The organism is Hominibacterium faecale (genome assembly GCF_020734085.1).
Classification (GTDB): Bacteria; Bacillota; Clostridia; order Peptostreptococcales; family Anaerovoracaceae; genus Hominibacterium; species Hominibacterium faecale.
This window is the reverse complement of sequence record NZ_JAJAGH010000006.1, coordinates 71,771-96,407: the sequence shown is the minus strand read 5'-3', so window position 1 is coordinate 96,407 and position 24,637 is coordinate 71,771. Positions and strand designations below refer to the sequence as shown.

21 protein-coding genes are annotated in these 24,637 nt (G+C 44.6%); 1 reads left to right on the top strand and 20 read right to left on the bottom strand.

Annotation, left to right across the window (positions count from 1 at the left end):
- Nucleotides 1-24: 24 nt before the first annotated feature.
- The 9 genes from LG211_RS08300 to LG211_RS08260 all read right to left on the bottom strand — a co-directional run bounded on the left by LG211_RS08300 (nucleotide 25) and on the right by LG211_RS08260 (nucleotide 7,934).
- Nucleotides 25-900, bottom strand: coding sequence for a helix-turn-helix domain-containing protein (locus LG211_RS08300; RefSeq protein WP_269477342.1), 876 nt, complete (start codon nucleotides 898-900; stop codon nucleotides 25-27).
- Nucleotides 901-1,418: 518 nt separating this feature from the next.
- On the bottom strand, nucleotides 1,419-2,663 hold the full coding sequence (locus tag LG211_RS08295) for an MFS transporter (RefSeq protein WP_148395291.1): 1,245 nt from the start codon (nucleotides 2,661-2,663) through the stop codon (nucleotides 1,419-1,421).
- 24 nt (nucleotides 2,664-2,687) lie between these two features.
- Nucleotides 2,688-3,815 carry an alpha/beta hydrolase family protein gene (locus tag LG211_RS08290; protein ID WP_148395292.1) on the bottom strand — a complete coding sequence of 376 codons (1,128 nt, stop codon included), beginning with the start codon at nucleotides 3,813-3,815 and terminating at the stop codon, nucleotides 2,688-2,690.
- A gap of 46 nt (nucleotides 3,816-3,861) precedes the next feature.
- The gene (locus tag LG211_RS08285) at nucleotides 3,862-4,272 is read right to left on the bottom strand and encodes a nuclear transport factor 2 family protein (protein ID WP_148395293.1); all 411 of its coding nucleotides are present in this window, start codon (nucleotides 4,270-4,272) and stop codon (nucleotides 3,862-3,864) included.
- A 247-nt stretch (nucleotides 4,273-4,519) separates the two neighbouring features.
- Complete coding sequence (locus tag LG211_RS08280) at nucleotides 4,520-5,308, bottom strand: helix-turn-helix transcriptional regulator (protein WP_227755115.1); 789 nt, start codon at nucleotides 5,306-5,308, stop codon at nucleotides 4,520-4,522.
- A gap of 106 nt (nucleotides 5,309-5,414) precedes the next feature.
- Nucleotides 5,415-5,897, bottom strand: a complete 483-nt coding sequence (locus LG211_RS08275; RefSeq protein WP_148395295.1) for a flavodoxin — start codon at nucleotides 5,895-5,897, stop codon at nucleotides 5,415-5,417.
- A gap of 4 nt (nucleotides 5,898-5,901) precedes the next feature.
- Nucleotides 5,902-6,387, bottom strand: coding sequence for a cupin domain-containing protein (locus LG211_RS08270; protein WP_253019717.1), 486 nt, complete (start codon nucleotides 6,385-6,387; stop codon nucleotides 5,902-5,904).
- A gap of 14 nt (nucleotides 6,388-6,401) precedes the next feature.
- Nucleotides 6,402-7,376, bottom strand: a complete 975-nt coding sequence (locus tag LG211_RS08265; protein WP_269477341.1) for an alpha/beta hydrolase — start codon at nucleotides 7,374-7,376, stop codon at nucleotides 6,402-6,404.
- A gap of 15 nt (nucleotides 7,377-7,391) precedes the next feature.
- Complete coding sequence (locus tag LG211_RS08260) at nucleotides 7,392-7,934, bottom strand: flavodoxin family protein (RefSeq protein WP_227755113.1); 543 nt, start codon at nucleotides 7,932-7,934, stop codon at nucleotides 7,392-7,394.
- Between the two features lie 124 nt (nucleotides 7,935-8,058).
- On the opposite strand from LG211_RS08260, the gene LG211_RS08255 reads away from it, so the two are divergent.
- Nucleotides 8,059-8,499 carry a MerR family transcriptional regulator gene (locus tag LG211_RS08255; protein ID WP_148395299.1) on the top strand — a complete coding sequence of 147 codons (441 nt, stop codon included), beginning with the start codon at nucleotides 8,059-8,061 and terminating at the stop codon, nucleotides 8,497-8,499.
- Nucleotides 8,500-8,628: 129 nt separating this feature from the next.
- On the opposite strand, the gene LG211_RS08250 is transcribed toward LG211_RS08255, so the two are convergent.
- From LG211_RS08250 to LG211_RS08205, 11 genes are all read right to left on the bottom strand, one after another.
- Nucleotides 8,629-8,889: a DUF3795 domain-containing protein gene (locus tag LG211_RS08250; protein WP_148395300.1), complete on the bottom strand. Its 261-nt coding sequence runs from the start codon at nucleotides 8,887-8,889 to the stop codon at nucleotides 8,629-8,631.
- Nucleotides 8,890-9,028: 139 nt separating this feature from the next.
- Nucleotides 9,029-9,670, bottom strand: coding sequence for a CatA-like O-acetyltransferase (locus LG211_RS08245; protein WP_227755112.1), 642 nt, complete (start codon nucleotides 9,668-9,670; stop codon nucleotides 9,029-9,031).
- Between the two features lie 39 nt (nucleotides 9,671-9,709).
- Nucleotides 9,710-10,201, bottom strand: a complete 492-nt coding sequence (locus LG211_RS08240; protein ID WP_269477340.1) for a hypothetical protein — start codon at nucleotides 10,199-10,201, stop codon at nucleotides 9,710-9,712.
- A gap of 107 nt (nucleotides 10,202-10,308) precedes the next feature.
- The gene (locus LG211_RS08235; RefSeq protein ID WP_269477339.1) at nucleotides 10,309-16,086 is read right to left on the bottom strand and encodes a DUF3320 domain-containing protein; all 5,778 of its coding nucleotides are present in this window, start codon (nucleotides 16,084-16,086) and stop codon (nucleotides 10,309-10,311) included.
- An 87-nt stretch (nucleotides 16,087-16,173) separates the two neighbouring features.
- Nucleotides 16,174-16,734, bottom strand: coding sequence for a YdeI/OmpD-associated family protein (locus LG211_RS08230; RefSeq protein WP_269477338.1), 561 nt, complete (start codon nucleotides 16,732-16,734; stop codon nucleotides 16,174-16,176).
- An 87-nt stretch (nucleotides 16,735-16,821) separates the two neighbouring features.
- Entirely contained in the window at nucleotides 16,822-17,040 is a 219-nt protein-coding gene (locus LG211_RS20120; RefSeq protein WP_417448594.1) for a histidine phosphatase family protein, read from the bottom strand.
- A gap of 162 nt (nucleotides 17,041-17,202) precedes the next feature.
- Complete coding sequence (locus tag LG211_RS08225) at nucleotides 17,203-17,751, bottom strand: GNAT family N-acetyltransferase (RefSeq protein ID WP_227755110.1); 549 nt, start codon at nucleotides 17,749-17,751, stop codon at nucleotides 17,203-17,205.
- A gap of 49 nt (nucleotides 17,752-17,800) precedes the next feature.
- Entirely contained in the window at nucleotides 17,801-18,133 is a 333-nt protein-coding gene (locus LG211_RS08220) for a GNAT family N-acetyltransferase (protein ID WP_227755109.1), read from the bottom strand.
- Nucleotides 18,120-20,066 (bottom strand): sensor domain-containing diguanylate cyclase, encoded by a 1,947-nt coding sequence (locus LG211_RS08215; RefSeq protein WP_269477337.1) that lies wholly within the window; start codon nucleotides 20,064-20,066, stop codon nucleotides 18,120-18,122. Before LG211_RS08215 ends, LG211_RS08220 begins: the two co-directional genes overlap by 14 nt.
- A 132-nt stretch (nucleotides 20,067-20,198) precedes the next feature.
- Nucleotides 20,199-22,076 (bottom strand): extracellular solute-binding protein, encoded by a 1,878-nt coding sequence (locus LG211_RS08210; RefSeq protein WP_269477336.1) that lies wholly within the window; start codon nucleotides 22,074-22,076, stop codon nucleotides 20,199-20,201.
- Complete coding sequence (locus LG211_RS08205; protein ID WP_269477335.1) at nucleotides 22,063-24,603, bottom strand: hybrid sensor histidine kinase/response regulator; 2,541 nt, start codon at nucleotides 24,601-24,603, stop codon at nucleotides 22,063-22,065. The genes LG211_RS08210 and LG211_RS08205 overlap by 14 nt, the downstream gene beginning before the upstream one ends.
- Nucleotides 24,604-24,637: the final 34 nt, after the last annotated feature.

The window sequence follows — 24,637 nt, the reverse complement described above, 5'->3', positions numbered from 1 at the left end:
AAAACCTTGTATTTCCAAGCATTTTTAAGCATTAGATGCCACTTCCCGATGTCGTATCGGGTCTACTCCTGCTTGCCTGTTTTCGGTGAATATATTTTGATATTGTTTGGGTGTCAGCCCGATGAAGCCTTTAAAGGCGTTGGTAAAATGGCTTTGATCTGAAAATCCGGCAAGTCCGGCTGCCTCAATCGGTGATGTGCCTCTTTCCAACATCCTCTTCGCCTCCTGAATACGGATCGATTGCAAATATCGGTATGGCGATACACCGGCTTGCCGGGTAAAGGACCGCACCAGATAGGACTTGCTGATTTTGGCCACATCCGCCAATTCATCCAGGGTAATGGCGGTGCTGTAATTTTTCTCCATATAATCGCATAGCTTTTGAATTTCTTCACTTGGGCCTTCCGGTATTCTGTCTGCCTGACAGGAAAGAAAGTCTTTTAACATCTGCTCGATCAAGAGATAAAACAGTTCTTCCTTTTCCATTTTCGGCAGGTCGTCCACAATGGCCTGGTAAAGGGCGTCAACCTGTCCGCTCAATTCGCATTGAACGACTGCGGTTGGTTCAAAACGCGGCGTCAGATTCCGGCCGGTAATGTCCATTGCAGCCTGCCTCATCCGTTCTTCCGGGATATTAAGCGCTCGGTATTCCAGGCATTCCTCGTTAATCGGCGCGCAGTGGTGGCTGTCCTTTGGATTGAACAAAACCAGATCACCGGCCGCCAGCAAGTATTCGTTTCCCTTGCACCACAGTTTTCTCCGGCCTCCCTCGATAAATCCGATTACATAATAATCGTGAAAATGGTTGGGGAATTTTTGAACGATGCCGCTGAGCCTGTATGCTTCTATCTTCAAATCTTTATCGTAATATACAAAACGTTGTTCCTGATGACATAGCATGCCGTTACCTCCTCTTTTTAGATAACCGGATTGTATCATGGAGACACAGCAAATTCTTGTAAAATATGCTCCTTTTGCCGAAGCATATAGGATAGTATATCATTTCTTGCAGTGTATTTTCATTTTTTTTTCAATTTCTATTCGAAATTGGGCCTTATCGGCATGTTTGTCTAAAACGCAGCAATCCGGTTCCAAAATTGCTGGAACCGGATTGCGGAAAATTTTAAAATCATATTGATTTTTTACGCAAAGTTGTGGGTTAGCGGGGTCTCAAATTGAAAAAATGGAGAGCTTCCTGCTCCGAGACTGATTCAATGAGGTTCAATCGTTGAAAAATGCGTAAATTCCGCATATATTTTTTGTTTTTTACGCATAAACTTACCCGCTGATCAGAATTATATAGCCTCAATCCACGCCTTCAAGTCTTCCTCTCCCACCCTTCCATTGAGAAGCCGGCCTTCTTTGATAACCTGCACATTATATACTCTGAAATCCTTTCTGTCTTACTTTATTCCATCTCAAACATTTTCAATCTGTTTCCGTTGAGATTCAAATTTTCGGAAAATACGTTTTTCAAATTTGATGTAAGCCAGGGATGCTGCCGCGCCTATCATATTCACAAGCATGCTTACGATGAATACGGTATTTACAACTGCGCTGCCTGCCAAAGTCGGGCCAATCAATGCTGAAATAATCATGGCTATTCCAAATATCCCCAGATTTGTACCATAATGCTTTACCCCAAAGACATTCATAACGACGGATGCCTGAACGGTTGCGTATCCCCCCTGCCCAACTCCCAGAACCAACGTTACGGCCGCGAACATACTGTATACGCCTTGCGCCATTACCAGATACACGATCAGTACCAATGCCGATACTGCGCTTATTGCCAGCAGTGTCGATCCGCCTCCAATTTTATCCACGAGAATTCCGGATATCAGACCGCCAATCCCAGTTCCGATAAAGATCAACATGCTAAAGAAAGCTCCCTGCGTATCAGAAACCCCCAATGCTGATTGCGCCATCAGAGACACATTGCCGGTCATGCTGTACCCTCCAACTTGCAGACCAAGCAATGCTACAAATAACATATAAAATGCAGGCGTCTTTATCATTTCGATCCAGTTGTATTCCGGACCCGCCAAAAGGGATTCCACAGGGTTTCCTTCTTCCTCCCATTTCTCCGGGATATATCCTTTCGGTGGGTCTTTCGTAAAAAAGGACACGCCTACTATTACAATGCCAAAGATAATTCCCATTCCTATGATCGTCGTCGTTACAGACGTCAAATTAATACACTTTGCAACCGGTATCATCAGAAAGGAAAACAATGCGATTCCCGGTCCAAAATACAGGCCCATTGCAAGTCCTCTTTTATCTGGGAAATACTTTCCGATCGAGGATAACTGCGCCATCATCAGCCCCATCATTCCGAACCCCGCAAAAACACCGCCAAAGGCGATGAATGCCGCAGCGCTTTTTACAAAAGCGCTGACGACAATAGAGCCCGCATATAATGTGCCGACGGCCATCAGGAGTTTTCTTTCTCCAATTTTTTCGCTGATTTTGCTGCAAATAATCATGGCGGGCGAATAGCACCAGATCGCAACGGTAAAAACAAGCATCAACGTTACAACAGGCCAGTTCCTCGTTTCATTCAGAGGTCCCGCGAGTACAGAAATAAAATATGGGAACTGAATTGCCTGCAATATTATGATATGCAGCAGTAAAACGATCCACCTTTTTTTATCGATAGACATTTTGAGATTCACACTCCTTTCGGCTCACTTACTGATTGTATATGTATGTGCTCCTATTGTTTCAGTGGCAGCATCAATATCGCCTCTGATGAAATCTGACGCGTCTGCATTTCTCTTCAAAACTCGATCCATATGTGCGAGAATCAGACCTCGCCACACTTCTTTTGCAGTGTTTCCGTCAACCAGCTGGCCCGGTCTGCAGCATCTTTCCGCCATCAATTTCAGATTCATTTCAGGGTCAGGGAAAATGTTTGCAAGTCTTACAAGGAAATCCTTCAACCAGACTTGTCCGACATCATCAATGTCATCAACAAAATGATTATGATCAGCTCTGAACATGATAACCATCCTATATTCATTCTCCAAACGCTTTAGATTTTCCAGCTGTACCTGTAATGGAATAATGCAGTCTCTGTCAGCACAAAGAATCAAGGTCTTTGTATCTTCGGAATACTTACTAAAATCGATCTCCGGCATTACGTTCAGCGGGCCGGACTCATACTTAAAATCACTGCGAATGCCCGGACACATTGGTACGGATGCGATTACTCTTTGATCAATGGATGGCGCCATAAAGGATGTCCATCCCCCATAGCTTGCGCCTGTTATGCCAATACCGGCTTCTATATCTATATTCCTTTCCTTTTCAATAACCGTATCGATTAAGAAAGGAATATCCCTGAATCTGCTTTCGCCAATTGCAGTTACATGTTTTTCAAGCGCGTTATAATCATGAATGGTTTCCTGCTTAGTAAAGAATGCATCCACTTCACCAAATGTACCTACAGGAAAATCCGCGGAGATAACAACATATCCATAGCTTGCCAAGTGTGTTCCGATAAAGGTGGACTCTCTTCTGTGGCCAGCCCATCCGTGGGCCAGAATAACGAGTGGATACTTGCCCTGCGCTGCGTCCGCATCACGAACCGCATCTTGCGAAGCTGTTGATTCTTCGTCCATCCCTTCCACAAGCCATACTTCCTGATAAACGTCCTTCGTCTTTGGATCAAGATCCATGCCCGCGTATTTTTCTGCCGCGGGGTACCAGATTTCAACGTTCAGCACAACGCCCCTTGTTTCATCTGTATAACAATCTGACTTTACTCCTACCGGATAGCTTCCCCTTACAAATGGATTATACTTCTTTAACATTTTTTCACCTCTTCATTTTTATAAATTGACTTTTAATAAATCATTTCTACAGCATATCGCTGGCAACGGAGATAATTTTCCATCGATCCTCTTTTTTTACTAGAAGAAAAATATCCATTGCATGTGTTTTTCTTCCATTGGAGAAATTCATGATAAAGTGTTGTCTCACCCAGGCGATGTCGCCGATGACTTCAATATCGTTGGAAACCGGGCTTTCTGAATAGCCTTCTTCCTGCAAATGATTGCCCATCTGCGCCTTTGTATATTCCACCAATGTCAACAGCGAAATCTCTTTGTCCTGCGGAAACACGCGCAGCGACAGCTGTGCGGATTCATAGAACAAACTCATAAACACATCCCATTTGGGCATGCCTCCCGGAGGAAAAGCCAACACATCATACGCTTTTTCGACAACATCATTGATGATCTGTTTCTCCTTTTCGATTGCCCTGTTCATTTCTTCTCCTTTCCAAAATTTATCATTACCGATATCCTCTCTTTCGTGTTTATTTTATTGTTAAACCGCATGCTAAACAAGAAACCACAGTTTATATATCTTTATGCTGCAGTATCTTTATTTCAAAGGTATAACACTCTGGTATTATCTTGCCGTTTTCAGCAATAACAAAAAGAGCCATCGCACCAGACCGGCCTGTTTCTCCGATCATTGGTGCGACGGCTCCTCAAATTCTTTTTATAACTGTTTATTCTTCATCAATCATCTTTTCATCAATCATAAGCTTTAAAAGCTGATATTTGTTTTTTGTGTCTGTTTTACTTAATATGCTATTGAAATGTCGCTTTACTGTATTTTCAGATACGTGCAAAATCTGCGCAATTTCTTTATTTTCTTTCCCTTCCTTCACATGATCCAGTAAGATCATTTCACGTTCTGTAAAATCATATTTTGTTTTGAAGCGCTCTTGTCGTTTTGTGGCAAAATAATGAGCCTCCTCCACATATGATTTCAGCAGCATGCTCCCCATATGCGGCTGAAACACCTTTATCATCCGTACTTCCTCTTCGGAAAATGTGGTCGCTGCTCCTGTTCTAAGCAATGAGATAATCCCCAAACACATTTCATTACCGCATATAGAAAAATTATATGCTTCCGTAACATCATATTTCTTCATTACGTTGCTATAATATGTGTTGGTCGTTTTTATAGCCGTACTAAGCATCTCTTTTTCATCTATACAGCAGGGCTCCTTTTCATAGGCCATCCAGCTGAGATAGTCCGATCTTCCTTGTGCATTGATAATATCCAGCATGCGAGAAGCTTTTTCACGTGAAAAGTCTGATTCTATCACTCGGTTTACAAAACACTTTTCACCATCCTTTTGGTGGCAAACCAATGTAAAGACTCCAATATCATAAGGAATCACACTTCTGATTAATCGCAGGATCGTCTTTCGATCCCCTTCAGAAGCGGAAAGCTTTGAAATTTGTACCGATATTTCATTTAGTTTCATCCAGATATGATCAGGAATCATGACTTGCCCTCCTAATATAGAAGTTTAAGATTCAAGCACCCAGCTGAGGCTTATCCGTCTTATCATTTGATTATATCATGAGTTCCTGACCTTATGGAGTTTTTTCTTATAAGTTTAGTCCGTCAATCCACGCCTTCAAGTCTTCCTCCCGCACCCTTCCATTGAGAAGCCGGCCTTCCTTGATCACGGTATCTTTTGACACGCTGTCTTTTAGCTTTTGCATAGTCTTTCCAAAGCCGCTGCCGCCTGATGTGGCGAACAAAACAATCGTTTTGCCTGAAAAATCGTAGGTTTCGAGAAAGGTATTAATGATCTTGGGAGCCACGTACCACCAGATGGGAAATCCCAGGAAAACAACATCGTAGGCATCCATGTTCTCTACCCGGTTTGATATTTCCGGGCGTGATGCCGGTTCTTTCATTTCCATGGTGCTGCGGCTTTTCTTATCCATCCAGTCCAAATCGGCCTGGGTATATGGAACTGTTGGCTTGATTTCATGCAGATCCGCGCCTGCTGCCGCAGCCAAGGTCTCTGCGGCCTTTGCGGTCACACCGCTTGCAGAAAAATATGCAACTAAAACGTTTTTCATTTTCTTATTCCTCCAATTTCCTGTAATATTCATCTGTTACTGGTTCCAGCCACTCATTTGAAGTCTCTTCTCCGGGACATTCCACTGCCAAATGGCTGAACCAGCTATCAGCTTTAGCTCCATGCCAGTGTTTCACTCCCGCCGGTATGGTCACAACGTCACCCGGCTTTAAGCTCTGCGCCGCTTTGCCTTCCTCCTGGTACCAGCCTTCGCCGTCCACACAGATGAGCAGCTGCCCGCCGCCTGCTTTGGCATGATGGATATGCCAATTGTTCCGGCAGCCCGGCTCAAAAGTCACATTGGCGACAAAAACCGTCTCCTTGGGATCGGTCAAGGGTTTCAGATAGCTGTTTCCGATAAAGTACTGGGCGAATGCCGTATTGGGTTCCCCCTGGCCGAAGAAACCGCCGTGTTCCTCTGTACCTGAGACTTCAGCATGCACGCCTTTACCCGCGCGAAAGGCATCGCTGCCTGCTGTCTGTTTTTCCATTTTCTTCATCCCCCCTATTTCAAGTTTTCCCGAAAGAATTCCGCCAGCTTATCAAAAGGTATGATATCGACCTGATCATATAAATCCGTATGAACTGCACCCGGAATGATCAACAATTCTTTATGATCACCCTTTAATTGCTCAAAGACATCCTTACTAAAGTAGCAGGAATGGGCTTTTTCTCCGTGAACCAGCAATACGGCGCTGCGAATCTCACTGCTATACTGGAGGATCGGCATGTTTAAAAAGGACAAGGCTGAGGTTGTGTTCCACCCGTCATTGGAATTCAGCGACCGCTGGTGATAACCCCGGCTGGTCTTGTAATAGGCGTGGTAGTCTTTGACAAAGAACGGCGCATCTTCCGGTAATGGATCTACAACGCCGCCTGCCCGCTCATAGCTGTTTTTCTTGTAATCGATGGTTCTCTGGGCGTTCAGGGCTTTTCGTTTTTCGTGCCGTTCTTCCTCACTGTCTTCCGAATCAAAGTAACCCTTTGCATTTACCCGGCTCATATCGTACATGGTGGAAGCAACCGTCGCTTTGATTCTGGTATCAATGGCTGCGGCGTTTAACGCCATGCCTCCCCATCCGCAGATACCGATGATGCCGATTTTTTCAGGATCCACATTGTCCTGCACGGACAGAAAATCCACCGCCGCCTGAAAATCCTCCGTGTTGATATCCGGCGAAGCCACATATCTTGGACTTCCGCCGCTCTCCCCGGTAAAGGACGGATCAAACGCAATCGTTATAAATCCTCTTTCTGCCATCGTCTGCGCGTAGAGTCCGGAGGCCTGCTCTTTTACTGCTCCAAAGGGCCCGCTTACTGCGATTGCAGGCAGCTTTCCTTCGGCCCCGGCCGGCTCATAGAAATCAGCCGCCAAAGTAATGCCATAACGGTTATGAAAGGTGACTTTTCGGTGGTTCACCTTGTCGCTTTTTGTAAATGTCTTATCCCAAACTTCTACTAAATTTAATTTTTCTTCCATTTTTTAAATCCTCCTCTATTTGATCGATTTGCCCATAGCATAAGCTTTTCTCAGTGACGAATGTCCTTCTATTGAACCGGCATCATCCACGCCTCCAGCGAACACCGTACCCGCCAGATTAGCCTTTTCATAGCATGCAATCCAGCCCTCCAGTCCGTGGATCGCTCTCTCATCTACCCCCTCTTCCTCTTCGGCTGCGGAAGAAAGGAGGTAAATGTCGCGGAAAGCATAGTCCGATGGATAGAGCGAGTTGGCCCGGTCGAGCAGCGTCTTCATCTGCCCACTCATTTCATAATAGTAAATCGGTGTCGCGTAAACGATCACATCCGCCCGCTTCATTTTCTCCGCAATTTCAATGGCATCGTCCTCAATCACGCACTTGCCCTGCTCCTGGCAGGCCAGGCAGCCTTTGCAGAAACCGATGTTTTTATCCTTCAGTGATATTTTTTCTACAGCATGGCCAGCTTCCTTCGCACCTTCTATAAAGGAATCCGCCAGCAGTTCCGAATTGCTTTGATTCCTCAGGCTGGTGCTGATAACGAGAATGTTCTTGATCATAGAAAAACCTCCTTACAATCAGATTGATCTTTTTATGGTAATGTGTTATGCTTATGGTAATACCTAAACCTGACTTTAGGTCAAGATGTTTTTTGAACTTTTTTTGAAAGGAAGGAAATTTTTTATGTATTCCATTGGCAAAGTGTCCGAAATGTTTCAGCTGCCAATCTCCACCCTGCGCTATTATGACAAAGAAGGGCTGTTTCCCCAAATGAAAAGAGCTTCCGGTATCCGCCAATTTGATGAACGGGAAATCGAAGCTCTTCGGGTCATCGAATGTTTGAAAAAATCCGGGATGGAAATCAAGGATATTAAGCAGTTTATGGAGTGGTGTTCGGAGGGAAGTAGCACCTATGCCCAGAGGCGCGATCTTTTTCTGAAACAAAAAGAGGCTGTGGAGCAGGAGATCCACCGAATGGAAAAGGTGTTGGATATGATTCGTTTTAAGTGCTGGTATTATGAAGAGGCCATTAAGGACGGCAATGAAGACCGCCTCCATGAAATGACACCGGAGCAGATGCCGGAGGAAATACGGGATGCCTATTATCATGCCCATGAGGAGTGATGCGGCTGCCCAGCGTCACGCAGCCATAAAAGTTATGAACTCAACTTCGATCATAGGCCATCCAAATCGTAAAATCGTATCGAACGCTGGCCCCATTGGGCTTCTTTCACACCATCCCCCATATGAAAATCATTTCCCTGCCCAGCGCTTGCATTGCTGGATGCGCTTGCCATCGTCACCTTGCTTTTCGTCATAGGCAAACTGATTCAGCAAAGCGCAGGGGAACTCGCCGCACTGCCCGCAGTGATGGTAATCCCTAGCCTCGCAGCAGCCTTTGACAGGACACTTGTCGCCCCAGAACGGTTTGTCGATATGTACGCAGCCTTCACATCCCATCTGCTCTTTATAACTACACTCACTGCACAGGATGCCGCATCTTGATTCAACCATAAATATAATCCTCCGTTTTTGTCTCAATCATAGTATAAGGAACACGACAACTGTGTGTCATGTTCCTTATAACTAATGCGACGCCCGGGTGTTTTTTTCTGGTGCGAATGATATAGCATAAATGCTCTTTGCCTCATTATTAGTTTAAAGAATCGATCAGTTCCTGCACTTCGATAAAAAATCGAGACAAATGAAAACCGTCTGCAACCGCGTGATGAATATTCATAGTGACCGGCATCATATAGCTGCCGTGTTCTATTTCATATTTACCCCATGTTATTACTGGCGCAAGAAATTTGCCTTCGTCAAAAACATGGACATCGAAATGTCTGTATTTTACCCATGGCAGACAGGATACGTCGAAAAAGTTTAAAGGCTGATTTTCTACAAAAGAACGCTGGTGTTTATGCTGCTCCATATCGGCCATGCATTGTGAATGAAATTCAAATAAATCATCCGAAAACTCCGTAATAAATTTTGTGAAATTCTCATCTTCTTTGTGAAAATCAACGTAGGATGGAGAAATAGATTCCCACTTGATCAAATCACCGTCCCTGTCCCAGCCATACTTAAATTCATCATGCCCGTTGACAATTTTTGAAACGACCCAAATCATTGAGGGGTAAAACTTCAAGCTGTTTTTCTTCGAAAATCCGATTAAATTGGATACATCGATATCAACCGTTAAGCTCATGACAATACGCATATGATCAATATAGCTTTTAAACAGGCTCCCCCTGCTCCATTCATTCAAATCAACTTTTGTATATTTACTTTCCATATCTATTCCCCTTTGCATTCTGTTATTGGAAACATACATTTACAAATGGCTGTGCTTGATCTCGTTTTCTCTTTTCGTATTATCTTCAATACCGCAAAGTTCTTTTAACTTGGCAACCAGTTTTTTCCCCGTGAAACAGCTTGTATCTTCAAAATATATCCGCTTAGTGTCTCTGGTAGCAGTATTATAAATGATCGTCAAGCATTTCATATATACAGTTTTCGTTTCTTTACTGGCGCCTGCCAGTCCTCCAATTATGGCGCCCATTCCTCCAAAGAAACTCCCGACAATCAGTCCGCCAAGGCCCGGAGCCTTTTTAGGGACCGTATATTTTATGTCTTCGTAAAGAACATTTATAATTTGTTTGTAGTCTAACTGTGCAGTATTTTTTGAAATACAATCAGTGATGATTAAATGATCTTCATAAAGCGCAACATCGCAAATATGTCCGGGCGTTAGCTCTCCTGCTTCTTTTAATAGTTTAAAGCGCTCACTTATGATACTTCCTTCAGTATTCGCAAAAAAAGCCATATTTCCATGTCTCCGTATTCTTCAATTTTCAAAAAAGCCTTTAACAGCTTTTCGAGATTTTAATGTGTCTTGACTCGGCAGGCTTGTCCCATTGGGCAGCCCTGTCATTACTCATTCAAGACAAGATTACCGCCGTCTAACTGGCGAAGTATTTTTTTGTCTATTCCTACAGAAACTGCGTATTTAACCGAAGTTTCAATAACATTTCCCAATCTGGAAAAACCAAATTTTCTTGCAGTTTCTCTAATCAGATCCACTTCAGACAGACCAATCTGTTCATTTAACACTTCCACAATTGCGTTCAATATTTCTTGTGAAGCAATATCGTCCATACTTCGTTTGTTTCCTTCTTGATCCTCCACACGGTAAATCGAATATTCTTCCGGGTTCTGATCTTTCTTCCAATAGAAGATTCGTCCCTCATCATCTGAAATTGTTTTATCGACTCTGGTCATGGCATCGGAGAAGATACGCTCAACTCTTGAGCCTCCTCGTGAAATTCCCCATAAAGCCAGCACCTTGCGCATGAGCAATTTCTTGCTGATCGGCGCTTCTTCATCAAGAATTGTTCTCGCGGCCCCGCTTATTTTTTCCAGGGTTTGAGGAAGATAATAGTCTTCTGTCAGCCCCTGCGCTGGTGTAATGACTGAACAATACTCCTTAGCGGACGGATTTATTGCTTGTATAGGTTCTGCTTTTTCAAACTCCACCTTTGCATATGCAGGTTTTGCTGCAGCAACGAATTCTTCTTTTTTGGTGCTTGCGGCATCGATGGCAGATTTGATTTCATGTTTTACCCGCTCGGCATTATCCAGCCAATCCAGTGTCCATACTCTCAAAAGTGACCAACCCAGCCCGCTTAACACGCCAGGCTGCAACACAAACCGATCTCGCGCAGTAGACGCCTCTCTGCAATTTTCTCCATCAAGAAGAATTCCAAGCAAATAGGTATCCGAAGCCTCTGGATTAACCACTCCGATATCCACTTTAAATTCTGAAGAACCGATATTGCATTTTACATCATAGCCCATTTGTTTAATGGCCGCACCCACTTCCTTTACTATGTAATCTTCTTTATTCCTGCTTCCCGCACGCTGAGCCAGAACATTTTTCCCGCGATCTGCAAACTCAAGGAATCCTTTCAATCCGGCAACCCCTTCCGACCTGGTTCTGGATAAATCGATCTGATCCGGTTTTAAAACAGAATACACAATCATGGCCTTTCTTGCCCGTGAAATTGCAACATTTAGCCGCCTCCAGCCTCCGACCCGGTTAATCGGGCCAAAATTCATAGAGACTTTTCCGTCTTTGTCAGGACCATATCCAACGGAAAACAAAATTACGTCTCGTTCATCACCCTGAACATTTTCCAAATTTTTAATGAAAATCGGCTCTTTTGAGGTTCTGTCAAATTCCTCAAGCTGCGGATACTTTTTAAATGCTTCAAAGAGCATATCATCAATCAAATTTTGCTGTATGGAACTGAATGTAACAACGCCAATGCTGTCAGTTCTCAGTTTCCCATCCTTCAGTCTGCGGATAATCTCATTCACAATGGCCGCTGCCTCTGCTTTATTTTGCTTTGTCTTTCCTTTGTCGTAAAACCCGTCCACATGAACCAATTTCACCTGCGATACCAGGTCGCTAGGCGACGGGAAAGTATATAGTTTGTTGTCATAGTACCTCATATTGCTGAACGCGATCAAACTTTCATGGCGAGAACGGTAATGCCATTTCAACGATTCCTGCGGCATTGAAATGGCTAGGCAATCATCCAACAGACTTTCCAAATCTTCCTTATCGCTGTTTTCTTCATCGATTCGATTGGAAGAAAAGAAATTGGTCGGCGGCAGCTGTTTGGGATCCCCAACAACAACGACATTTTCACCCCTCGCTATGGTTCCCACCGCTTCGCTGGTCGGAATCTGTGAGGCCTCATCAAAAATGACCAGATCAAATTTAGGAAAGGATGGATCAATATACTGGGCTACTGAAATCGGGCTCATGAGCATGCATGGGCACAGTTTTCTTAAAAGAGTAGGTATCTGATTAAACAGACCTCGAAGGGACATCATCCGCCCATTGCTTTTAATTGCTTTTTTTAAGATTCCCATTTCCGAAGTTGCCGCACTTATGGTTCCTGCAGACGGAATCTTTGCTGAGAGTCTGGCTGCCAGTTCCTGTATGGTCAGCTGTTGGTATTTATCGATCACCTCTTTGTATTTTGCGACCAAATCGTTATACTGACTTCCATGGAAATCGGACAATCGGTCATCCTGAGCAGTTGTTAGTAAGATGAGTTCATAGTAAAGGCCGCATTCATATGCTGCCGCCAGGTCAGAGCTGCAGACTCTGCCTTCCTTATATGCGGCGCTTACTCCCGATAACCCGCTTTCTCTCAGTTTTTCATCGATTTGGTTGAAAGTGACTTTGTTCTTCAATTCACCAATATGATTTCGGTATTGCAGCAGCTGCTGTGTGATACTGCCAAACCAATCACCACTCTTTTCCTGTGCATCGAAACAGATTCCGTATTTTTCTTTAAACTCCTGTAATTCATCAATATATGTGCTCACAAAATTCCTGTATGTTTCTAATGCGGGATTTTTGTCGACCCTTTCAAAACTATCCAAGAAACGAGTCATTGCTTCGGCCTTCATATTACCACAAATCGTTCTGATCTTGTCTGCCTTCCGCAGTGCGGCTTCCATAGCTGCCCAGTCAGTAGCAACATCTGAAAATAGGCCTGCGAATTGATCAGTCATTTCTTTCGGTGTCTTGAGGATTTCGGTTCTCTTTACAAGCAAATGATTCAGCTGTTCTAAAATTGACAGGATATTTTCTTTATTTACAGTCTCCGGCTCTTTAGCATAGGATTTCAGCTCTTTTAATAATTTGTTCTGATTTAAGAGCTTTGGCAGAAACCATGATACTTCGGCCTGTTTCCATTTTTTCGTTGCCGCTTCCGCCGGGTATTCAAGTATGGATTCTTCAAACTGTTCTTTGATCTTATCGTAGATTTGATTGTATTCTTTCCCAAGCTGTATCAATTGTTTTATCTGCGTTTCCAAACTTTCATAATTCTGTGAGCGAATCAGGCTTGTCAGCGTCAATGCCGGCATCAAAGCGGCTTCGGAAATTTGCAGCATCATCAAAATTGCCGGCTTGCTTCTATTTTCTTTATAGCCAACACATTGGAACAGCCCCTTCAAATGTTGACCCACTTCATTGTAGCTTGAAATGAGAGCGTTTAGGTCAGCTGCAAACTGCTCACGCAATTCAATTGAATACGTTAATCCTTCATATCCAAGGAAGGGATGTCTTGCATACGCCCCCAGTTCCTGAATTTCAACGATATATTGTCTGATTAATTCGTCCCACTTGGCAATCGTTTCTTTGCTTACATGGTATAAGTCTTCCCGATGAAAAGCAATTTTTCCCTTTTGCTCCTGGTTTTGTTCGAAAATCTCAATCGCTTCGTACAATGAAACACCATATTCTCGTTTGCTGTGTAATGCCTCAATGATATCGTTTAATCTGTTACGGATCTCATGTACTTTCGCGCTAGTCTCTTCATATTCCTGCGGCGATTTAATCCTGCCTACCTCCAGGGCCTTATTCAGCTCCGCCAGAACCGCAGTTTTGTTGGTCTTATTGGAATGAAGCTCCAGGCAAAAAGGATCCAGTCCAATATCCGCCAGCCTCTTTTGTACTACGTTAAGAGCTGCGATCTTTTCTGCTACAAATAGAACCGTTTGCCCCTGATACAGAGCATTGGCGATCATGTTGGTTATGGATTGTGATTTACCAGTACCTGGCGGGCCGTGTAAAACAAAGCTTTTCCCTGCGGCAGCAGAGGCAATGGCTACCATCTGCGACGAATCGGCACTCACTGGTATTGCCATATCTTTCAGTAAGATTTTCGCATCCAGATTATCCGCAGTAATGTTTTGCTCCTCCGGCTCCCAAGTCAAAAATCCATGAATCAAACTGGAAACAACTTTGTTTTGCTCCAATTCTTTTGACCTGTTTCGAATGTCATTCCACATAACAAACTGACCAAAGGAAAACAGACCGACAAATGCCATTTCTTCAATGTTCCATCTGGATTTTCCCAGAATCGCTCGTCTGATTGTGTTGAAAACAAGCGGCAAATCAATTCCATGTTCATCCTGCGGCAGCGGATCCAGGCCAGTTATGCTGACTTCATGATCCTGCTTCAAGTATTCCAATAAAGTTACATTTATCTGTGGTTCTTCCTGTCTGCTGCGAATAACATAGCCTTTATTCCGCACGTTTCTTACGATATCAACTGGTATCAAGATAAGCGGCGCATATCTCGCTTTTTCAGACAGGTCACTTTCAAACCAACGGAGAAAGCCTAAGGCCAGAAATAATGTGTTTGTACCATTCTCTTCCATGCTCATCTTCGCGCGGCGGTATAAAGTTTTTAAATTTTTATCCAATTCTTCCGCAGTCAAAAATGTACGGATACGATAGCTTTTGAACTCCTCGGCAGCAATGCTTTCTATCAGATCTCTTTCATTTTCGATTTCGAACATCTTTGTATCGCGCAGGGATATTGTCCATTCAGATGGGATTTCCATGATGCGGAAGTCCTTGCCATCTGACAGCCGATCCTCCAATTCTCCCAGGTTTGCTGTCATGAGCTGAAACGTACTCTTTGTCGCTCTGAAATTCAAAAGAGTGTTTCGCAGGCTCAAATCCAGAAGTTTTCTTTCCCACACCTTTTGTTTGGTAATGGGGGTCTTGGCATCGGCAACTTTTCCAAGCATTGATGTGTCTAATTCTGTTGGTTTACGATAGTCGTTGCCTTCGGCCTGATCTGCTGCTTCCGGCCCATCGTTTGAAAATGAGCTATGCTCCAAGCGCAACGGAATGGGGCGAATGCCGCTGCCTCTGGATCGCTGCACATCGACCACACATTCAAATTCATCCAAATACAGCAAATAGTTTCTTCCATGTTTTAATGCTCTCTCAAAATTTTCATTTTTTCCTGCAACAAAATCAGTACATTCCACGAGAAGCAATTCCTCCGCACCGATTGCCGTTCTCTTCTCTATTGCGGATACGTCATCCACCATACAATCCGCAAAGGTGGTTTCTTCCAGCCAACAACCGCCAAAGGCATGTCCATGTATGAAAAAAAGCAGGGGAAATAAACCGGCAGCCTCTAAACATGCCGCATACAATACGGCCAAATCGAGGCAGGTCCCTTGCTTCTGTTCCAGTACCATATGCGGTAATCTAACTCGCTGACCTATAATTTCATAGTTAGCCGGCGGATTATTATATACAATTGCTCTCTGTTTCAAGGCATAAAAGATCGCCGCAGCCTGAAGCTGCACATTCTGGGGATTTCTGGTTTGGTAGCCAGTAAATGCTGGATTGCCATCCCATTTTTTTAAAATATCGGATGCGTCATGAATGATTTCCGCAATCAGTGGATGATTTGGGGTAACAAATGCCGTAATGATTTCCGGCATAAACAAAAGACCGCTCCACTGGTCAAATGCTAGCAGTTCAATCTCTCCATCGTAAGAATATAACGTTTCTTCTCCCTGAAACACTTCCATCATAATGCTTCCCAGCATCTTTTCTGTCAAGGAAAAGAGGAATTCGGTCTTTAGCTGTATTCTCACCGGAGATATCTCGACAGACTGTCCCGGTTGTATCTCATCAATCGGATAAATGTATTCCTTTGCAAATTCCGGATTAAAGGTAATTCGAAGCTCCAAATCTGACAGGGATTGTTCTGCCTCATTATGAACAACTAGATTCCGGATTATTGGCACATAATTTTGCTGCATTGCAAAGTTTATAGATTTTGTCAGTTCTCCGCCTACACTTACTTTGTTCTCCATACGTCGCTCCAATCTTGCATATTTCTTAAATCATTTCAGTAAAAAATTCACGATATCTAACTTTGCGGCAATGCCGCACCCATCGATTTACATTGGCTTTAAATTCTTGATCAGCCGGTCCACCATCCAGGCAAGACGCTTTTCGCGCCCCGCATCTGTCTTTGCATCAAAATATGCCCGCGTATAGGTTTTCTTTACCGACAAGGACATGGACAGGAAATTGGTATAAGCGGGATCATATTGTTTCAGCAGCACAGCTACAGAATCGATCATATCTTCGGTCACTTCCTGCTTTTGGGGAGCATCCCACTGGCCGTTTTTCTTAGCTTCTTCTATCTTAGCCCGTCCATAATCCGTCATAATCCCTTGTTGCTCCAACTTTTCAACCAGAGCTTTGTTTTTCTCCGACCATTTACTGTTTTTTCTGCGCATAGAAAAATACTTTTTGTAAGCTTTCTCGTCAATGCGCTGCATCTGCCCGTCGATCCAGCCAAAGCAGAGTGCTTCTTCCAGCGCTTCGCCCGCCTTGATCGTTTTCGGCCCGCCCGCCTTGCCGAAAAGCAGCCAGACACCGGACTTGGACAGACAGTTCTCAACCAGCCACTCCCGAAACTCCTCTCTTGTGGAAAACTCCATTATCTCATTCATCTTACTTCTCCTGACTCTGTTCATCTTGCCGGTCCACCATATCCGTCCAATGAACCTTCCCTAAGATCCTACTTCGTGAAACCACATTTACCGTTTCCCAATCACACATTCACCATTTGAATAACCGGACCGTGTATGGCTGATTTGAAAATCCTGCTTCTTCATACAATCGATGAGCGTGTGCATAAAAAAGCCATGTGTAACAATCACACAATCTTCCTCTTTTTCAACTATCATTTCTACAAATTTCTCCGCACGATCAAGGGTTTCTTTCCGGCTTTCCTTTTGGCAATGAATATTAAACAACCATTGTAACCGCCCCGTAACATTCCAAAATAGCAACGGCAGCTTTTTACTTGAAACAACGCTTGCACATAATGGTACTTCATCGATCAGTTGGGTCGAAATAAAATTTCTTTCGCCAAATAATTGATTTGCAGTTTCCCTGCTTCGATAACTACTTGCATATCAAATTCTCGGTGGCAGTCCATGATTCATATAAGAATAATTTAGCTTTCCAAATCGTTTCCCATTTATCGTCAGTGCGTCGTTTTCAAGGCTTGTCTGAACCATACCCACTTTCTCCATTGCCCGTGTTGAACCAATATTGTTTTCTGCACACCAGGCTGTGACCGTGGATATTCCCTCATCTTCTGTCAAATAAGCAAGGACCCGTCGTAACGCCTCAGTTGCAAATCCTTTGCCCCAGCGGCTGCGGACGATGCTCATACCAATTTCAATGCTATTTTCTTTCTGATCATAGTCATAAGCGCCGATTGTTCCGACCAGCCGGCCTTCATATTCGATCGCCCATCCATAAAAATATGCATTGCTGTAACCATCTAAAAAATGCTGTATTGTTTCCTGGGCCGTTTCTTCTGTCGCATATGGGTTCCAACCGGAATATTCATACATTTTTTCGTCACTGCCAAAACACCGATACAGCATCTGCGCATCCTCAAACACATGCTTCCGCAATATTAGCCTTTCCGTTTCCAACTTAACTGTACCTTGCATATCAAATTCTCCTTAGCAAGCCGGGATTTACATAATCGTAATATGAAATCTACATCTTATATCTGCAGTATCTTCCTGTCGTAATGATATCTCCCCCATTACATTCATAAGGTATTTCTTTTACAAATCGAAACCCTAGTTTTTGAAGAACACGGCCAGAAGCCTGATTTTCTACAGCATACGCCGTACTGATCTCTTTTATTTTCATTACTTCAGCCGCATATTTAATTACTGCACGCATAGCTTCAGTCACATACCCATTTCCCCAAAAGTTCTTGCCAAGATTATAAGAAATATCCCAATGTCTTTCGTCATCATTGAAAAAAAGTCTAATGTTCTTACAGATTGGGATTTCCGTAAAAATCCGATTATATTTTATCATCCTCAGCCCGATATCTGCCAAACTTCCCTTTCGTACTTTTCTTTACCTTATACATCGCTTTGTCTGCCAGCTTTAACAGTTCCTGACTGGTGCCGGTATGCTCGGGATAATACAAATATCCGCCGGAGAGACTCACTGCCACATGCTCTCCATCAGGCATCACAAGATCTGACTTTTTCATATGGCTGTATAGGCAGTCCAGGCAGTCCTCTATCTCCTGCTGGGATTTGGCGCCGTAGATTACCAGCACAAACTCATCCCCGCTTAATCTGGCCGCCAAATTATGGGGGCAATCGCAGCCCTGGAGCAGATCCGCAGCGGCCTTTAGCATCTTGTCGCCGTAATCATGCCCCCAATGATCGTTGGTATATTTTAAGTTATCCAAATCCGCCATCAAAACCATTGCTGTTTTCAGTTCTTCCGGTTCCTGCAGCAATGCGTCAAACTTGCTGAAGAAAGCCCTGCGGGTATACAACCCGGTGAGCAAATCCACATCCCGTTCTCGCTCGATCTTCCGTTTTTCTATGATTTCTGCTGTCATATCCACAACGATTCCCAGCGTTTTTCTTTCCTCTTGGTAAAACTTTATTTTTACATAATGTTTGCGCCCTTCGTCCTGGTCAATGAGATAAACATCTTTCTCCAGTTCATAGGGATGGGTGCAGATCTCGGCAATTTTTTCAGCAAAGCGTTTCCTGCTGGACAGGATTTGGCGAAGCTCCTCTTCTGGCATCAGCAGGATCTCCCCGATTTTGCTCGTGGCCAAAACCCGTTCCATGTCCTGATTATATTCGTAGACAGCAACCGGAATATCGACACTCTGGAATACCAAAGAAAGCTTGCTGGTAGTCTCAAGAAGGCTCTCGACCATATGGTTTAAATTACTGCTTAACATGGCAAATTCAGGAGAATGATCGATCTCCACCCGGTAATCCAAATCTCCGGCCGCGATTTTTTTCGTTCCGGCAATGATACCGTAGATTCCGTTAATAATCATATTATCCAATATCCTAAGGAGCAAAAAAATCACCACGATGGCAAGGAGAGCCAGGCTGAAAATAATCAGCGCCATATTGGACGGGACATTTTCATAGATTTTTTCATGCGTGCCGCTTACACAAACTAAGACGTTGTCCGTTGCTTCCATGACACAGTAATTATCCTTTCCGCCAAAGGTGATCTTCCCGCTCTGCCGCTCTTTTCCCAATTCAGGAGCGCTCACATCCAGGCCGAGGTCTGCTGCCTTTTTATTCAGCAGCTGCTTATCAGTAGAACCTGAAATTTTGCCTGTATCTAAATCCACAGCAAAAATCGTGATGCCGTCCTCTGTTGTCATCAAATCAAAGATATGGGATAATTCATTCTTTTTCATGGCCTCCAGAAGGCGGATCGGTTCCATTCCAATCTGAACGATCCCTTTCTGGTCCTCACGCCACACGGCGATATACTGCATCAGTTTGTTTTCAGCAGTATTGGGCGTCACTTCCTGGCAAAGCTGCATGGATTTATCTTTCAGCATGGGGAGAAAGAATTTCATTTGCTCCCCGGATTCAAAGGTATAGTTATAATACTTGGGAACTGAGCCGGAAAACAGCTTTCCCTTTGTATCAAAAAGATGCAGTTCATCCACCTGCAACAAAGATGCGATTTTTCTAAGCTCCTTTAGATCATCGATTACTTCCGGCTGATTCTGTATGATATAGGCCGCAGCTTTTGCCCGAACAAAATAATCCTCTTCTAAATTTTGCTTCAATTTCTCAATCTCCGCACTGTTCTTCTCCAAAATCTCCTTAACCTGGTTGATCCTGAGTTCCGCGTTGGTTTCCATCGCTTCTCTTGCAGATTTGATTTGGATATAATAGCTTAAAACCGCCGTCGCGGCCATGCTGACCACGATAACGATGCATAGTCGAAGCGTAATGGCTTTTTTCATGGTGAGCCTCCCCAGAGCAATATAAGTTTATTGTATCATGGACCTTAGCCTATGGCTATAGAATATAACGAAAGAGCACAAGAAGAAAGCTGCCGCATGCAGCGACAGCCTCATAGGTCGAGCTTCCCCTTCTCAAGATTTTAACCAAATTCGATTTTTATCTGGAGAAACTTTCTTTTTTGTTACGATATAATTCCTCAAAGCGTCTGTCATCGTAACACCGCTTTCTTTCCCATCAAATTTTCTTTCTGGGAATGTTCCCTTGATATAGGAGATGCTATACAGGGCGTCCGACTGCAATTTGCTGCCGTCCTCCATGGTCACATCAGCAACCCTGCCCCCCTCCTCATTATCCAAATGATAAGTAACCTTCAGGCCAGATACGGCAAAGGGATGAAACCGGCTGACTTGGCCATCCTGCTGTTCTTTTTCCGACGTTGCTCCATATTCCAGCAGCGACAAAAGTTCGTTCCCTGTCACAGAAATGCTCATACCCTTTAGCGGTGTATCCGTCCGAGGTTTGGCGACACGGGTTATGTCATCTTCCGTGACAGCTCCTTTGTATAGCTTTGTGCCCGTCCCCCCTACCGGGTCATAACCGTTCACCTCCGATACACCGATCAGGGCAACATCCGCATCTGTGGCAGTACGCAAAGCATCTGCTTTCAAACAGCCGGTCTGCAAGACAGAAAAATCCGCCTCCGCCTCGCCTAATGCCGGAACGGACGGGGCTCCCTGCTCTAAAATCGAACTGCATTTATCCAAAATTTCTTTGCTGTCCACCTCTCCTCGGATGAAGGCCCCAATATCGTTTTCCAATACAGACGAAAACATATCATAGGTGGGCCGCATGATATAGCGTCCGCTTTCGATCTGCGTGCGTATCTGCTCAAATACCGGATCGTCAGGGATCTCACCGTTAATGGTGGCGGGCATCATACCCAGCCCATCCTCGACTAGGAGCTTCTGTCCCTCCTCAGAGGCGATAAAATCCATAATTTTCATCACAGCCTTGAATTTTTTTTCGTTTCCCGGCTGCTTCAGTTCTTTGTTCGCTCCAAAATAGAAACCCAAGTTCAGAAGCCAGCCCTGGCCATCCGTCATGCTGAAATGGGGCATAAAGCAGAATTCATCCTTGCTGCTTTCATTGAGTATCTTTATGTGGTCGATCTCCCCGCTGCCGATGGCCACCTGCCGGCGGACCAGCGCCTCCAGATTGGCGCTGAACGGAACCTCTATGTCCTCCGCCCGGACGGCCCCAATATCCATCATACGCTGCATATCCTCAAAAGCAGTTTCCATTGGCGCCAGCGAAACTTTTTCCCCCGCCATGAGCTGATTATGCCATATTTGCCCGCTTACCTGCGTCAGGGTATCCAGTGCGGAAAATACACAGTATTGGTAAAGCGTGTAGCTCTGCGAAGCAGAATCAAAATAACTGTTTCGAAATCCCCGAATCCCGGTCTTATCGATCTTCCTGCTTAAAGCTAACAGCTCTTCATAGTTTGTGGGGACTTCCCAGTTGTTCTTTTCAAACAGCGTCTTGTTATATATATTGCAATTAAAGCTTAGCGGCCCCGGAATCAGGTATATATGGCCGTCTTCATCCGCTTGGAAGGCATTGCTGTTAATTTTAATAGGGAATTTCTGAGTGGACAAATCGATCAACTGATCGGACATATCAATTTTGGGAATATGGCCTGCTTTCACCATTACGATGTCTCCAAAATCATTATTCTCCATGCGGGCAATATGTTCGCTGATCCGATACTGTCCCGTATAACAGTCCTGTACCAGCCTGATATCATCAAACCGCTCCTCCACGGACGCTGCAAAATGGTCCAGCTTGGAATTGCATGTTATGGTTATGGTCAGCTTATCTTCATCGGACTTTGAGAGCCCCAGCAAAGCTTCATCCGCCCCAGCCTCCTGGGACGAACATCCCACCAGTATTCCCAGTATGGCCGCCAGGCACGAAACTACGGCAAGCCCTTTTTTAAACTTCTTCATTCTGCCTCACCTCGTTTTCTGAGACCAATTTCCGGATCTCTTTCATCATAACGGTTAAATCCAATGGTTTGGCAAAATGGGCGTTCATTCCCACCTTTTTCGCCAGCGCGATATCATCAGAGAATGCATCGGCTGTCATTGCGAAAATCAGCACTTGGCCTGCATCTGCCCGTTCCATCTGCCGGATGGATTTTGTTGCCTCATACCCGTTCATGACAGGCATTTGTATGTCCATGAAAATCATATCATAAAAACCGAACGGCGAATGTTCAAAGCGCTCCACAGCTTCCTGTCCGTCATGGGCCGCATCCACCGCCGCGCCTGCGCTTGACAAAATCTCCTGGGCAATCTCTAGGTTTATATCATTATCATCGACCAGCAACAGTTTTTTACCCGATAAAACCTCCTGATCCAGGATTTGCATCGGCTGCTCCCAGTCGCAATGGAGGTAATATTTTTGGATATTATGGTAGAGCGTTGATTTAAAGAAGGGTTTTTGGATAAACCCGTTAATTCCCGTTTCACCAGCCTCCACTTCTATGCCGGACCAGTCATAGGCGCTGATAATCAGAATTGGGACCTCTTCTCCCACAATCTCCCGAATTGCCTTTGCCGTATTGGTTCCTTCCAGATCCGGCATACGCCAATCCAAAAAAATCATTTGATAATCGTTTCCGTTCTCAGCAGCCTCCGCAGTCATGTTGACTGCATCCCTGCCCCCATAAGCAATATCCGCCTTCGCTCCCAGCTCCTCCAGATAGCCGGCCGCGGAGCGGCAGGTTTCCGGATCATCATCGGCCACCAATACGCGGATAGCCGGCAGCTTCATCTCCTCCGGCGCACCGTCAATGGGAATATCCACCTCCACAGTAAATACGCTCCCCTTGCCCGGTTCACTATGGACGGTAATAAAACCGCCCATCATGGTCACGATCATCTTTGTAATGGCAAGCCCCAGGCCGCTGCCCTCGATTTTATCGACCCTGCTGTCCCGTTCTCTGGTAAATAGCGTGAACAGATTCTTCTGGAATTCGCCGGACATTCCGATTCCTGTATCCGCCACTTTAAAAATAAAGTGGGCAAAGGTTTCATCCTTTGCAGGCTCTTCTATCACATCCAGACTGATGCTGCCTCCCTCCGGTGTGAATTTTACGGCGTTTCCCAATAAATTGATCATCACCTGGTTCATGCGCAGAGAATCGAAAATCAAATTCTCATGGCGGATACTATGTAATCGGATATTAAATACCTGCTTTTTACGGTGAACGGTCGGCTGAGTAATGCTTACCAGATTCTGCATCAGATCCACCAGCGAGGCCGTATCGTTATTGAGAACCATTTTACCGCTCTCAATCTTGGACATGTCCAGAATATCATTGATCAGCCCCACCAGCAGACGGCCGGACAAATCTATCTTTTTCAGGCAGTCCTCCACTTTATCCGATTCCCCGATATGGTCCTGCGCGATCTTTGTCATCCCGATGATGGCATTCATCGGTGTCCGTATGTCATGGGACATATTGGAAAGGAACTGGCTTTTGGATCGATTGGCGCTTTCGGCGGCCTTGCGCGCAGCCTCTTCTGCTCTCAGCACTTTTCTGGCCGAATCCGAATACAGCAGGACAAAGGCGACCACAATCAGGGCGCCGATCAGAAACATACACAGAAAAGTAATCATCGAAGAGTGCATCAAACGTCCGCTGACCACATCGACAGGCACCATGGTAACCAGCTGCCAGTCGTCCACGCCCACCGGCGTATGGTTTATGTAATATTCCGTATCTCTTAAATCAACCGTCATCAGTTCCTGCTCGCCGCTCCGTATATGACTTCGGAGATCATCAAGGGAGCCGCGCTTGAATTCAGCCTCTTCCAGGCTGTTTATCATATTATAGCCGGGGATGACTTCTTCCTGGCCGGAGCGGAAAAGGGCGACACCATCCTGGTGGATAATGTACATCATGACTTCTCCGTTATAAGCCTGGATATTGAGCATATCGAAGAGGTTTTTGCTGTTGTAGGACACGCCCAATGCGCAAATGTTTTTGCCGTTAATGTTTTGTTTATCGATCGGTATAAAAAATATCAAACTGCCTTCTGTAGAAAGCATGTTGTCGAGGATAATTGGCTGCCTGTCCGTAAGCAGTTTTGCAGTAACTTCTTTGCTTGATAGCAGCGAAAAGGATTGTTTCCTGTCGTAATACATTGCGTTCTCATCCACCAGGCATAAGGAATCAAATCCAAAATCCGCTTTCTTTTCCTGAATATAGCTGCCCAAGGCCGTCCAATTATCGCCGGGCGAGTCCAAAAAATACCGGTAAAACATATCGAGCATATTCCAGTGGTCGCGAGACTGCTTTTCGATGGATGAAGCAATCTGCCCCGACAATTCATCCAAATACTGAGAACCTTCCTCATATGTCGTCTGGCGAATCAGCATAGAATTAAAGATAAGCGTGACGGCTACAATTAAGCCGAAACCTATCACAAGTATTTTTTTCCAAAACTTCATAAAATAGTTTTTCATTGATCCGTGTCCCATCTTTTATACGATCTTCTTT

Excerpts from the sequence above, each read along its gene's own strand:
- LG211_RS08270 (WP_253019717.1), bottom strand. The coding sequence starts at position 6,387 with ATGGAAAAACAGACAGCAGGCAGCGATGCCTTTCGCGCGGGTAAAGGC.
- LG211_RS08275 (WP_148395295.1), bottom strand. The coding sequence starts at position 5,897 with ATGAAAAACGTTTTAGTTGCATATTTTTCTGCAAGCGGTGTGACCGCA.
- LG211_RS08260 (WP_227755113.1), bottom strand. The coding sequence starts at position 7,934 with ATGATCAAGAACATTCTCGTTATCAGCACCAGCCTGAGGAATCAAAGC.
- LG211_RS08295 (WP_148395291.1), bottom strand. The coding sequence starts at position 2,663 with ATGTCTATCGATAAAAAAAGGTGGATCGTTTTACTGCTGCATATCATA.
- LG211_RS08220 (WP_227755109.1), bottom strand. The coding sequence starts at position 18,133 with ATGATAAAATATAATCGGATTTTTACGGAAATCCCAATCTGTAAGAAC.
- LG211_RS08210 (WP_269477336.1), bottom strand. The coding sequence starts at position 22,076 with ATGAAGAAGTTTAAAAAAGGGCTTGCCGTAGTTTCGTGCCTGGCGGCC.
- LG211_RS08205 (WP_269477335.1), bottom strand. The coding sequence starts at position 24,603 with ATGAAAAACTATTTTATGAAGTTTTGGAAAAAAATACTTGTGATAGGT.
- LG211_RS08280 (WP_227755115.1), bottom strand. The coding sequence starts at position 5,308 with ATGATTCCTGATCATATCTGGATGAAACTAAATGAAATATCGGTACAA.
- LG211_RS08225 (WP_227755110.1), bottom strand. The coding sequence starts at position 17,751 with ATGCAAGGTACAGTTAAGTTGGAAACGGAAAGGCTAATATTGCGGAAG.
- LG211_RS08245 (WP_227755112.1), bottom strand. The coding sequence starts at position 9,670 with ATGGAAAGTAAATATACAAAAGTTGATTTGAATGAATGGAGCAGGGGG.
- LG211_RS08240 (WP_269477340.1), bottom strand. The coding sequence starts at position 10,201 with ATGGCTTTTTTTGCGAATACTGAAGGAAGTATCATAAGTGAGCGCTTT.
- LG211_RS08300 (WP_269477342.1), bottom strand. The coding sequence starts at position 900 with ATGCTATGTCATCAGGAACAACGTTTTGTATATTACGATAAAGATTTG.
- LG211_RS08255 (WP_148395299.1), top strand. The coding sequence starts at position 8,059 with ATGTATTCCATTGGCAAAGTGTCCGAAATGTTTCAGCTGCCAATCTCC.
- LG211_RS08235 (WP_269477339.1), bottom strand. The coding sequence starts at position 16,086 with ATGGAGAACAAAGTAAGTGTAGGCGGAGAACTGACAAAATCTATAAAC.
- LG211_RS08290 (WP_148395292.1), bottom strand. The coding sequence starts at position 3,815 with ATGTTAAAGAAGTATAATCCATTTGTAAGGGGAAGCTATCCGGTAGGA.
- LG211_RS08230 (WP_269477338.1), bottom strand. The coding sequence starts at position 16,734 with ATGAATGAGATAATGGAGTTTTCCACAAGAGAGGAGTTTCGGGAGTGG.
- LG211_RS08265 (WP_269477341.1), bottom strand. The coding sequence starts at position 7,376 with ATGGAAGAAAAATTAAATTTAGTAGAAGTTTGGGATAAGACATTTACA.
- LG211_RS08285 (WP_148395293.1), bottom strand. The coding sequence starts at position 4,272 with ATGAACAGGGCAATCGAAAAGGAGAAACAGATCATCAATGATGTTGTC.
- LG211_RS08250 (WP_148395300.1), bottom strand. The coding sequence starts at position 8,889 with ATGGTTGAATCAAGATGCGGCATCCTGTGCAGTGAGTGTAGTTATAAA.
- LG211_RS08215 (WP_269477337.1), bottom strand. The coding sequence starts at position 20,066 with ATGAAAAAAGCCATTACGCTTCGACTATGCATCGTTATCGTGGTCAGC.